The sequence below is a fragment of the Novipirellula methanifontis genome (assembly GCF_052161655.1).
In the GTDB taxonomy this organism is placed as follows: Bacteria; Planctomycetota; Planctomycetia; order Pirellulales; family Pirellulaceae; genus Novipirellula.
Genome location: NZ_CP197418.1, coordinates 8471227 through 8483880 on the forward strand (window position 1 = coordinate 8471227; position 12654 = coordinate 8483880).

At 54.8% G+C, this 12654-nt stretch carries 8 protein-coding genes; 2 read left to right on the forward strand and 6 right to left on the reverse strand.

The window, feature by feature from the left end; genetic code table 11:
• Window positions 1-22: 22 nt before the first annotated feature.
• A complete protein-coding gene (gene tpx / locus SH528x_RS30115) occupies window positions 23-538 on the reverse strand; it encodes a thiol peroxidase (RefSeq protein WP_442507125.1) in 516 nt (171 codons plus the stop codon).
• A 256-nt stretch (window positions 539-794) separates the two neighbouring features.
• Here tpx and SH528x_RS30120 point away from each other — a divergent pair, with 256 nt between their 5' ends.
• Together SH528x_RS30120 and SH528x_RS30125 are read left to right on the forward strand one after the other, a co-directional pair.
• Window positions 795-3068, forward strand: a complete 2274-nt coding sequence (locus tag SH528x_RS30120; RefSeq protein WP_442507126.1) for a hypothetical protein — start codon at window positions 795-797, stop codon at window positions 3066-3068.
• Between the two features lie 68 nt (window positions 3069-3136).
• Window positions 3137-3571, forward strand: a complete 435-nt coding sequence (locus SH528x_RS30125) for a hypothetical protein (protein WP_442507127.1) — start codon at window positions 3137-3139, stop codon at window positions 3569-3571.
• Here the strand turns inward: SH528x_RS30125 and SH528x_RS30130 are convergent.
• The 5 genes from SH528x_RS30130 to tatC all read right to left on the reverse strand — a co-directional run bounded on the left by SH528x_RS30130 (window position 3472) and on the right by tatC (window position 12633).
• Window positions 3472-4749: a M48 family metalloprotease gene (locus tag SH528x_RS30130; protein ID WP_442507128.1), complete on the reverse strand. Its 1278-nt coding sequence runs from the start codon at window positions 4747-4749 to the stop codon at window positions 3472-3474. The two genes, SH528x_RS30125 and SH528x_RS30130, sit on opposite strands and share 100 nt — an antisense overlap.
• Window positions 4750-4887: 138 nt before the next feature.
• Window positions 4888-9156 carry a sulfatase-like hydrolase/transferase gene (locus tag SH528x_RS30135; RefSeq protein ID WP_442507129.1) on the reverse strand — a complete coding sequence of 1423 codons (4269 nt, stop codon included), beginning with the start codon at window positions 9154-9156 and terminating at the stop codon, window positions 4888-4890.
• Window positions 9157-9231: 75 nt separating this feature from the next.
• Window positions 9232-10254, reverse strand: a complete 1023-nt coding sequence (truD, locus tag SH528x_RS30140; protein ID WP_442507130.1) for a tRNA pseudouridine(13) synthase TruD — start codon at window positions 10252-10254, stop codon at window positions 9232-9234.
• 361 nt (window positions 10255-10615) lie between these two features.
• Complete coding sequence (locus tag SH528x_RS30145) at window positions 10616-11377, reverse strand: FkbM family methyltransferase (RefSeq protein ID WP_442507131.1); 762 nt, start codon at window positions 11375-11377, stop codon at window positions 10616-10618.
• 182 nt (window positions 11378-11559) lie between these two features.
• A complete protein-coding gene (tatC, locus tag SH528x_RS30150) occupies window positions 11560-12633 on the reverse strand; it encodes a twin-arginine translocase subunit TatC (protein WP_442507132.1) in 1074 nt (357 codons plus the stop codon).
• Between the last annotated feature and the right edge of the window lie 21 nt (window positions 12634-12654).

Sequence of the window (12654 nt, forward strand, 5' to 3'; positions counted from 1 at the left end):
ACCAACCCATCCGCAGTGTGGATTAAACCAACATACGAAGTGCAGCAAGCGCCGCACTGTAATCGGGCTCTTGCGTGACTTCGGAAACGATTTCCTTGTACGCGACCTTGCCGTCGGCATCCAATACGATCACGGCGCGAGTCAACAACTTGAGTTCTTCGATGGTCAAACCGTAGTCCGAACCGAAGGCGTGAGTCTGGTAGTCGCTGGCGGTTCGCATCTTGACGTTTTCAGCACCACAGAAGCGTGCTTGGGCGAAAGGCAAATCGCGGCTGACAGTGACGGAGTTGATTTTGTCGCCAAGGGCACCAAGTTCTTCGTTGAATCGCTTGGTTTGGGTGGCACAGGTCGGGGTATCCAAGCTGGGCACGACACTGATGATCGCAGGCTTTCCCTTCAGATCGTCGAGCGTCAGAGTTTGAATTCCGTTTTCGGCATAATGCAGCGAAAACGCAGGTGCTGCCACTCCCACAGCCAAATCGTTGCCTTCCAAAGTCATTGGATTGCCCTTGAAAGTGATCACTCCTGAACGTCCCATATCGAAATCCTTGCGTAAACGGTCTATAAACTAGTCAAGACAAAATTATGATGTCGATTCGGCGAATCGTGAATAGGGTGCATTTTGGCTTGGATTTCAGTTCCATCAAAGCCAAACGTCTCTTGTCGGAGGAATCGGCAATGGAGGGGCGAGATTTTCTAGCAAACGCTTCCCACACTGCTTGCGAAATCGCCTCTAATTCAAGTTTGACTTTTCGCCGATTTGGCTTTTCTACGACAATCTGTTGGCTGATCTGATGTCCCGTGCTCGCGATTTCCATGCTGGTCGCTGTCTTGATCCCTTCTCGCAATCCCCTGGGTACGCTCGCGTCTCTTGGCTCGCTGGTCGTTTGCCAGTCGTCTGCGGGTCACTGCTCAGCGTGCTGGGGTGGTTGATTGTGGTGGGATTGGCAATCGATCCCGATGCAAGCGTGTTCGCGGCGGACACCAAATACGCTCACAGCGACTCCAACGCTCGCTACATTCACCACATCGATCTTTACGACATCAACAATCGCAAGATCACCCCGGAATCGGACCAACCGTATTCGCCGTCGAACACCTGCGGTCGCTGTCACGATTATTCCGCGATCTCGCATGGTTGGCATTTCAACGCGGTCATGAACGACTCGGTCGATGGTCGCCCGGGTGAACCTTGGATCTGGACCGATGCCCGCACAGGCACCCAGCTGCCGTTGTCGTACCGCGATTGGAAAGGATCGTTTGATCCCGCAGAACTTGGCATCAGCCGCTGGGAAATGACGCATCAATTTGGTAGCCGACTTGCGGGCGGCGGCGTGGCAGTCGCTCCGGAAGACGATGCGAAGACGGACGCGGCTAAGAAGACGGACACTGCAAAGTCAGACACTGCAAAATCCGAAGCTGCCAAATCGGACGTTGGGGATCAAGCCGATGCAAAAGCGGACACCAGCGACGAAGACGAGACACCGGCGATCCAAACCGCAGTCAAACCGAACCGTTGGCCGTTGAGCGGTTCGATCGAAATCGATTGCATGGTCTGTCACGCCAGCAGCGGTGTGTACGACTTCAACACGCGACGTGAACAGATCGACGACGAAAACTTTGCTTGGGCGGCGACCGCGGCGTTGCGACTGGGCACCGTCAAGGGAAGTGTTTCACGGATCAAGGATGGCTCGGACCCCAGCGACGAGTCGACTCAGCAAAAACTGCCCAAGGTCACTTACGACGCACGCAAATTTGAACTCGATGGCACGGTTTTCATGGACGTGATCCGTGAACCGTCCAATAACGCGTGCTTCCAGTGCCACAGCCAACGCACGGTGACCGAATCCGGAATCGAACATCGCTGGATGCACGACGAAGACGTTCACCTTCGCGCGGGAATGCAGTGTGTTGATTGTCATCGCAATGGCATCGAACACCACACGGTGCGAGGTTTCGAAGGCGAGGAAAATCCCGCGTCAACGTTGAATCCGACCTCCACATCGACACTTACTTGCAGCGGATGCCACTTGGGTGACGAGCAAAGTTCGACGGCGATCGCGGCACGTCCGGGGCGTCTCGGGGCTCCCTATCCGCACCATCAAGGATTGCCACCGTTGCACTTCGACAAATTGTCGTGCACTGCCTGTCACGGCGGGCCGGTTCCGCGTGAAGAGGCGGTGCGGATCATGACCAGTCTGTCACATGCACTTGGAACCAAAGAACATCGTAGCGGATTCGAACTGCCTGCCATCGCAGGTCCGATCTACAGCAAATTGAAGGACGGCAAGATCTATCCTCAGCGGGCAATTTGGCCGGCCTATTGGGGTTCGCTGAGCGACGGCAAGATTCAACCGCTTGATCCGGCAACCACGTACGACTTGACGCGTCGCTCGCTACGAGTGCGGAGCGATTTTGTCGAAGAAATCGTCGCACCAAAACTGAGCTCCACCGAGCGTAAAAAGATTTTGGGTGATGACCGCTACAAGGTGTCGGACGAAGAACTAACCAGCGAAGAGCAGGAGAAATTAGCTGCGGCCCAGAAGCAAGCCGGTCAGGAATCGTTTAACGAAAAAGTGGCGGTATCGCTCGACGCGTTAGAGAAAGAGCTCAAGATCAAAACGGCTGTGTATGTGTCGAGCGGCTTTGTTTACCGCCGTGGTGAGGACGAAAAAACGGTATCGCAAGTTCCTCACGATGAGATCAAAAACCTCGACGCGATTGAGATGACGACGTGGCCGATCGCCCACAACGTTCGCCCCGCCGGATGGGCGTTGGGCGTCGGCGGTTGTACCGAATGCCATCGCGAAGACAGTGTGATTTTTGCATCGACGGTCCAATCGATTGGCCCCGGTCCCGATCAAGGAACCCGTGTCACGATGGCGTCACTGCAAGGGCTCGATCCGAATCAGTCGCTGGTTTGGAACCAATTGTTTGTGGGGCGAGCGTCGTTCAAGTACGTGATGGCGACCTCGATCGTTGTGCTGTGCCTGATTCTACTCGTGGGCGTTGGTGCGATGGCTTCGCGGTTAGCAGGTCACCATCGCCATCACCCTCCGACGGCCTAATGCCCCGCGGCTTTCTGTTTAAACATTCACCGACGACCGCTCCATCAGCACATCCCCCACTTGAAGCCATGATCAAACTCGCCACACAAATCTGCTTGTTCGTCGTCGTTGTCTGCACGATCATTCTTGCCGCAACGGCGCTGCCTGCACTGCTGGGCGATCACTTGGCGGGCAAGACATTGATCCTGCATATGATGGCCAGCGGCGGAGTGGTCACGCTGTTGCCCGTGTTGGCGATCTTGCTACTCGGCCAAGCGTTGGGGATTCAGGGATCCAATGCATTACTGCAAGTCGGATTTTGGACCACGATCGTGACTAGCCTGCTTTCCATCGCCAGCGTGTTTGGATGCATGATGCCGATCACATCCACCTCGACCATGCATACATTGGTGCTGATCCACGGTTACACAGGGTTTGCGATGGTTCCTGCGGTCACGCTACTTCTATTTGGGATGATCCGTTGGCGACGCATGCATTCAATTCGATCGACCACGCCTGGGTGAAGCCAAGTCGGTTTGCGTGCTGCCGGGTGATCGGCGGTGACGCGAATTAGAGCACGGCTAAGCGCCTCGGCAGCCGCAGCATAGTTGGCGGGCACATCGTCCACCGACGACGCAATCTTTTCCGCTAAGCGGCATGCCTGGACGTCGGCATCAAACTCGGTGCGATAGGCGACCAATCGTAACATGACTAGCGTCAATGAGATCGCGACGACACTTCCTGCTGCCATTGCCCAACTCTGATCGCCGGCTATCCGGGTAACCAAAGCTCCGATGCCCCACGCGGGCAAAATCGACAGCATCCGCAGCGGTACATGTCGGCGACGCAAATGAGCCGCTTCGTGCAGCACCACCATCGCGACCTGTTCTCGCGGAAGATCATCGAGCAATCGATCCGACAGCAACAACGTGCGAAGTGGAGGAACAAAGCCGGTGATCAATGCGTTAAAAGAATTGCCACCGGTTTGCCAACGCACCATCTTGGTTCGACGCAATCCGGCAGCGGATAACACGTTGGCCACCCAAATTTCCGTGTCTGCATCGAGTGGACAGGTCTTGAACAAACGAGATACCAACCAAGGCATCCCGGCACCCAGAAACAATAGAAGCGAGACGCCCATGACCCAGCCCGCTTGGACTTCGCTGATCGGCAACTGCGTGATCGCGTCGCCACAAGCTAACAAGATCAAAATCGGAACGACCAACCAAGCCATTCCGCTGCGAAAGGAACTGAAAATGCTGCACAGGTGTGAAACCAAACCGCGTTCGGTGTAATCAAGCACCACGCCATAACGATGTTCGGCCGACCAACTCGCTGCGGCAAGCGCCAGCCCGGGGAACAATAACACCAGGGCCTGCAAGAACATCGAGTTTTGAATCACAGGGATGGTGTCAAGACTTCTCGCCAAGCCAAAACCACCGAGACACATGACGACGACGCCGAGGCTGAGCCAACGAAAGATATCCAATTGGGTTTCAAGCCACTGAGCCCCTTGGATCGGCTGTATATTTCCTGCCATCACTTGCCGTGACGTTGTCCGTGCGGCGACATGACAGAGAATCCACCAAGCCGTGATCATACCGAGCGTCGCCAAGACAGCTCGCGTCATGTCGACTTCGCCGGCAGGCAGCGAACCACAACTAAGCGAAAGAACGACCAACAAGAAAGATTGCAGATGCATGACTGAGCCGGGGCAAAGGGAATTAGCTCCGCGAATGGGAATCCCGAGTGTAGCACCGGAAATTCCGAATACGGAAACTCGGCCTGCAATCCACCGTCAAGAAAGCCACTTCAGCTCGGAAGAATACGATCCTAGCGATTACAACGGCTTGATACCCAGATCCGAAAAGACGGCATGAGTGTTGACGACCCGCAATCCGACGCTGCCCCCCGCGTAGCGAGCATCACGACTGGTCAAAACGAGCTTGCCATTGTCAAACACATCAAAGCGATCTCCCTTGGCTCGCACCCGAAAACGATGCGTAATACTGGGGTCAATCGGCAGATCCACGCGAGCAATTTCACGCCAATTTTGGCCATCAGTGCGGCCAAAGATTACGCGATTGTCTCGCGGAATCAAACCAGCGAAATACCCTCGCTGGGCGTCATAACCGACCGCAGCGGCAGTCGTGCGGAACAACAATCCTGCATCACGAGCCTCCGCATCGCCTCGAAAATCGATCGTAACTTCGACTTCAAAGTCCTCAGAAATCTCCCCGCCGAGCATCCATTTCTCGCCACTTCGGTATGCGTTGATCGGCGTTTCGGGGACCACGCCTAGATGCACTCCCGCGTCATCATGATCCATGAATTGGTGGTGCCCGAAATAGCTTCCATCGCTTAGCCCAGCGGGATTCTTCAGCGAAGCTTCCCAAGGCAATTTCACTTTGGAAGTTGTCTCACCGGAGGGACGATCCAACGGCACTCCCGCAGCGACAGGCTTACCTAACATCGGCGAATGATTAGGACGAAATCGCATTGGCTGGACAAACACGCCGCGTCGCCAACCTGGCTCGCGATCGCGTTTGGCATGAAAGACATGCCACCACTGTTTTCCGTCGATCGTTTGCAGGAAACAGGAATGCCCGACGCCGTAGGTTTCCGCCGTTCCTTGGAAAACGGGCTTCTCGTTCTTCTGCCACGAAGCGAGATCCAACGGATCGTCGCCAACGAGTTCTAATTGTCCAAGTTTGTAAGTTGGCAACCACGACGCACCACATGAATAGATCACAAACGTGCGTTTCCCGTGTTTCAGCACTTGCGGTCCCTCGGCGAGTCCGCGTTCACTCGGCTTGGGTTCGACACGTTCCCACAGATAGTCATCGTTATCACAAATGCGAACGCGAGGTCCGGCTAACTCCGTCGGCGATTTCATCGGCGCGATGTACAGATACTGTTGATCGGTTCCGGGCGCATCCCAACCAGACCAAATCGCATACCGCCGCCCGTGATGTTCAAGCACCGTCATATCGATGGCCCACAGATTCGGTGAGCGTCCATCATCGCCGTCGCCGGTCGCAAACGGACCATGCAGCTTGTACGGCCCCAGCGGATCCTTCGACTCCGAACGCAACACATAGGCCAAGTGGTTTTCGTTTTTACCATCGGACCCTGCAAAATAAATGTGCCAACGGTCGTCGAGGTAATGCAACTCGGGTGCCCAGATTTCTTGCGAATACGGCCCGGTTTCAGGGGCTCGCCAAACGATGTGCTTTTCACCGAGTGACGTGATTTTGTCGGTGGTGTGAATCGCAATCGCGCGGTTGCCATCGGAAAAACACCATAGGTAACGCTCCGCATTCGGATCGCGAACCAACCAAGGATCCGCTCCTTCGGCAATCGGATTAACAAACTGCGTCGATGGTAGTGCCGAGGTTGATTGGGTTTGCTTGAACGCGGGATCGCCCGCGTCCTTGGGTAATTCGCTGTTCCAGGCAAGCAGCATTTTCTTGAACCGTGCAACAAGATCCGCGTGCGAATTGGCGACATTGTTGCTTTCGGATACATCGGTACTGAGGTCGTACAGTTCAGCGCCGCTGCCGTCGTAGTTCAGATGAAACTTCCACTTCCCCTCACGCAATGCTAGATCCGAATTGGGCTTTTGTTTCGTGCCAGGGCGATCAGGTGGTCGCCGCCAAAAGATTGGCGCAGTGCGACTCTCACTCGCATTACCAAGCAACGTCTCGTGCAAATCTTCGCCGTCCAAAACCGCTTTCTCGGGCAGCGGCGTCCCGGTGATCGAATACAGTGAGCGATTCAGATCGATTGCAGAAAACACCGAACTCGAATTGACGGTGCCGGCCGTATCATCGGCCAAAATCCCCGGCCCCCAGACGATCAACGGCGATCGAATGCCTCCTTCATACAAAAACGCTTTTGTACCGCGGAGTGGTTTTGCCGATCCCGCCCCCGGCTCGGGCCCGTTGTCCGATGAAAACACAATCAACGTGTTATCTTTCAAATCGGGATCGTTGCGAATTCGGTCAAACAACACGCCAAGCTGTTCGTCCATCGCTTTGAGCACCGCGTAGTACAACTCGCGTTTTGTTTCCCCGGTCGCATTCCGCAGCACCTTTGGCGGAAAGAAGGGCGAGTGCACATCATCAGGCCACAGGTTGATGTAAAACGGCTTCTTCAGCACTTGCGACTGATCGATAAACGAAACCGCATCGCTGACGAACGCGGCCGTCACCACGCTGCGATCCTCCCACCGAATCGGTCCCTGACCGAGATTGGCGGATCCCAAGTCGTGCGGCTGAGGCTCGCGACCATCGTAGGCGTCTTTGAGCGGAAGGACTCGCGGCCCGAGCCCTTCGAAATTGGTCAAGCTGCGATCGAATCCATAGCGATCGATCAACGGTGCGTCTCCTACATCCCGCTGGCCACCCATATGCCATTTCCCAAAATGGCCCGTCGCATAACCGGCCGCATTGAGTTCACGGGCAAGCACCGGAGCTTTGTGGGAAAGCCAATTTGCGATTCCTCGTTCTTGATTGTCATGGCGATTGGACAAGTACGAACTAATCCGATGACGTTGAGGATATTGTCCGGTCGTCAACGCCACTCGCGATGGGGAACAGATTGGTGAGTTGACGTAATATTGTGTGAACTTGATTCCTTCGCCTGCCAATCGATCAATATGAGGCGTCTGGACGACATCGCCACCGAAGCAGGAAACGTCGGACCATCCCATATCATCGATAAAGACGTTGACGATGTTCGGCGTTTTGTCCGAAACGATCGGCTTGGGCGTGTTGTAGTACGCCAACGTGTCATGCGTTTGAGCAGTCCATTGATCGACCGCCGCACGCAACATTTCGACTCGCTCGGTTTGCGATGGATCCGATATCAAATTGTTTTGCTCGGCAGGGTCGTCTGCTAAGTAATAGAGTTCTTCGGCGGGACGCTGCAAGTATCGCTGGACTTTCCGCTTAGCTTGCGGCGAGTGCAATGCCTGCTCCACCCAACTTTCCCAATAACCCGCTCGCCCGGCGATTTCGGTGACGTGGCTGGTAAAACGAAATTCGGGATACAGGTTGCGAATGTATTTCCATCCGTCGCTTGTTCGAGCCGACCGGATCGGAAAGATGTTCTTGTCACCATCGCCGCTGTGCGTCGTCAGGATCACGTCGCGATGCTTATTCTGCTCTCCGCTCAACACAGGCAAGAACGATCGTCCATCGATCGTTGATGGCGGTTCGCCACCGGCAACATCGACCAGCGTGGGCAAAATATCAATCCACGAAACCATTGCATCCGAACGAGTGTGGGGCTGGATATGCCCAGCCCAACTGACGATCAAAGGCGTACGAATTCCTTCTTCGTACAGATTCCACTTGCCAAACGGCCACTGCGCCCCATGGTCGCTGGTGTGCAGAAAGAAGGTGTCGTTGCCGAGTTTTTCGCGAGCCAAATCGAAAACTTGGCCAAGCTCTGTGTCCATGATCCGCACGGCGGCAAGGTATTCGGCACGCGCGGCTCGCGTTTGCGGTGTATCGACATGATGGGCGGGAACTTGAACATTGTCGGCACTAAATTCGCCCGTCTGTTCGGGCCAGGGAACGTGCGGCCAATTGGTACCAACGAACAAACACAGTGGCCGCGAGTCGTCACGCTCTCGCAACCATTTCAGTGCATTGGGAACCGCAACGTCTTCGTGGTAGTTAAAGTTCTGAGCGAGATCAAAGCCATATTCGGGCGTCTGTTTGTAGTGCCCGACTTTGCCAAACGAGACGACTTCGTAACCGAGTTGCTGCAGATAGGCGGGCAACTTTTTGATGTCGGCTCGAGGACGCGAATGATTCGGTTCGGCACCGTTGTTGGCGGGGTACAGTCCTGTCAAAAGCGCCGCACGACTAGGCGCGCATGCGGGCGACGCGACAAACGCTTGGTCGAACGTCATTCCGGCCGCGGCAACTCGAGCCATGTTCGGTGTGTCAATCTCGTCCGATCCATACACCGACGAGTCACGCCAAGTGTGATCATCCGACAGGAAGACCACGATGTCGGGCCGCTCGACTGCGGATACAACCGAGCGTGAGGCAAGACAGCACGCGAACGTCAACAGGACAAGTAAAAAGCGATTCATCAATCCAAGCATCCAGTGAGAAGGAAGGAAATTGAAGAGAGTCATAGGGATAGCGGTCCAGCCATCAGGCAATGCCTAGTTGCAATCGGCCAATTCACGCAGCACGGTAGTCGCATACGTCCCTTTGGGCAGATCAAATCGTAAGACGAGGGTACGGTCATTTTCCCAAACCAAACGGGACTCCAAAGGACGCAACCGCATGACGCGGCGTTCTTGTTGCAAGTTAAACGACGCCAGTCCATCGATGATCTCGGGATGACGCTGAACCACGCTCTGTTCCAATCCCTTGACTTGATTCTGCGAGAGCAGATCGCCCTGACCCCACAGCGGCGACGTCAGTTCAAGTCGTTTCTGACGGACTCGTTCGGCTTCATCCCCGCGGTAGTTTCCAGGCAACACCAAACTGCGGTTATTAGCGAATCCAAACACCTCGCCATCGAGCGGAGTGTCCCAATTGCCCTGCTCGACTCGTTGGGCCACACAGGCATTAAAAATGAAACTACGCGCCGCCGAAATCAGGATACCTCGAAGTGGACGGTCGCGGACTTCGAGTTCGCCTGACATAAATCGGCGAGCCTGATCGATGTTTCCGCCGTCACGACCGAAACGCTGAGGCCCAAAATAGTTTGGCACCCCGCGATCACTGATTTGTTGCCAACGCTCGTTCGCCTCGCTTTCGGAAAACTCACACTCACGCAGCCGGATGATGAATCGATTGCCATCATGCGATCCGCGGTGAAGCTTCCTCAAATTGCGAGTGATTTCCAAGATCCGGATGCCGTCGTCAGCCAAGTCGTCTGCGGTCGGCGACGGTTGGCCTGGCAAATGGATGCTGAACCATTGCCGGGTGACGGCGTGGTTGTCTTTCATTCCACAATGGCTGACCAAGCGTTTTCGAATGCCAAGTTTTTTAGCAAATAGCGTCGCTACATCATTAGTATTTCGCTCGGACTTTTCGACCCAAACAAGGCAGTGCTCGCCGTCGCCGGAGGGCTCGAAACCGAGCAGTTCTTCGACCTGAAAATCCTCGGGGCAGGATTTAAAACGGACCGCCCCAAGCGATTCGCCATTCAGTCGAGGTGGATCGATCGGGTTCATGCAAGTGGTATCGCTGGATCGCTGATCGAGGCGGTGGAAGGAAACGAGCAGGCCAAGTCAATTGAATCATATTATCAGCCGCAACACCCCAAGCAACCCCCTTTAACATGCAATTAGCGAGCGTTTAACGACCCGAGCCAGGCCCCACCCCAGTACAAACCGCATTCCAGGCGTCAGATCGGCAAGACGACACTATGATATATTCCGCGTTTTCCAACGATTCCCGCAGGCTGCCGTTGGTGAGCGAGATCGGGGGTCTGTCGTTCGGGGACGTCGACAAAATGGGGGATTGGCTTCGAGCCTGTCAAAGCATCCTCACTAGGCTAGAAGTCTATCCCACTATGGTGAAATTTATCAGCGACTACTCGGGCTCGGGCATATAGAGTGCGTTGTAGATGCCGGTGGACCGATCCGAATGAACGTAGTCGGTGTAAAACGAGACCAAGCGATAGCCGTGCGAGACAAGTGCTTCGTCCACGGGAAACAGAGTCCCGCTTGCTCCCGTTGCATCCGAGGGACGGTAAAACTCAAACACAATCAATCCGATCGACTTGCTTTGCAGCGACTCGCGGGCGCCACGGATCGTCCGCAAATCCGCCCCTTCGGTGTCAATTTTCAGCAGATCGATCTTCTCAACGCCCAACTCGGCTCGAACTTTGTCGAGCGTTTTCAGCTTGATCGTCTCGGTCCGCAAGAACGTTTCATTCTCGGGCGACATCACTGGCGTGCGATCACAAGTCGACGCGTACACGCTGGATTCGTAGATATGAATCGAACTGTTGGCGTTAACGTCGCTGAGTCCAAAATTCAGACAATGGACCGAGGACAGGGTCTTCGTGTTGACTTGCAGTTCGGCAAAAGTCGATTCAACCGGTTCGAAGGAATAGATCGATTTGGGTGAAATCCGCTGTACCAGCTTGGACGCGGTTTGGCCGACGTTTGCTCCGACATCAAAGACGACATCTAACTTGGTAAACGATGGATGCCAGCCTTCGCGTGCGATGCGTGCCGCATCGTCGAGCCAATCGACGCCAAATCGCTTGGTGCGAAGAAATCGATAGCCGATCGTTTTCTGAACATGATGGCTGGCGCGGGCGGTCCAATCCTTGACGAGACTTGGCATAACAATCGATTCCATTCGTAGTAGCAGCGGCGAGGGGGTCGCCTGGCGCACCGAGTGACCGCGTCTCGGAGGGAAACGCCCTCGCGAAACTTTCGCCTAGGATACCCGGGAAACACGATTGCTGGCAACGCGAATCTTGGTGCGTTCGTAAGTGCCGCATGGCTTGTTACGCAGGGGGATTGTTACGCAGGATCGTATGCTGCGCTACCCAGCCCACGTCCACGTGGAATGAATTTGCACATCAAAATCCCCAGGAAGTACAGGAACATCAGCGGAACCGCCAAGGCAACCATGCTGGTGACATCCGCCGGGGTGAGCAACATCGACATTACAAAGATGACCAACACCGCCACTTTCCAACTTTGGATGTAGGCTTCGGTTTCAAAAAGTCCAATACGTTGCAGGAACAACATCACCAGTGGCAATTGAAACGCGATCCCGAACCCAAGCGGCAGCATCAAGACGAAGTTGACGTAGTAGGTCAACCGCGGCTCGACCGCCACATCCATGCTGCCGTTAAACGCCAACAGGAAGGTGAGGACATAGTGCAGCACCAGGAAAAACGCCAGCACGACACCGCTACTGAATAGGATCACGCTGATCGGCATGTACAAATACACATGACGGCGCTCGTGGGCATGCAGTCCCGAGGCAACAAACGTCCAAAGGTGATACAGGATCATCGGCGAAGCCAGCACGGCTCCGACAATCAAGCCTGCCTTGACCCAGATCATGAACGGCTCTTCGATCTTCAGCGAACTGACGCTCGTTTTACTCTGACGCAGCTGAATTTTGGGCTTCAGGGCCGAGGGGTCCGGCAAATTCCGGAGCAATTCTTTCATGACGTAGGGTTTGACGGTCACGACGGGAGCATCACCCCCTTCGGCCGCATCCTGATTCGACTCGATCGAATCGGGCGCCAAAGTCTGCAGCTCTTTGGGAATCTCGTAGATCGTCTCCCAAACCAGCGCGTTCTGCATTAAGAAATCGCGAAGAGGCTGAATTTCAGGGTCATTCAGATTGGAATAGCCTAAGCTGGTCAAGTCGCGGTCCGCATTAAATTGCTGGATCGCGTTCTGCAGAGGTGTTTGAATGAACCGGATGACGTCATTGGCAAAGAAAAGTCCAACGCACAAGCCGACCCCAAGCCAAATAATTGCCTTGACCAGACTTGACCTTAACTCTTCGAGGTGTTGCCCGAAGGTCATCGTTGAGTTTTCAAAGAGGTCGTCTTTAGGAAGTGACGGTCGATCCACGATAGATAATTTTGTTAAAAG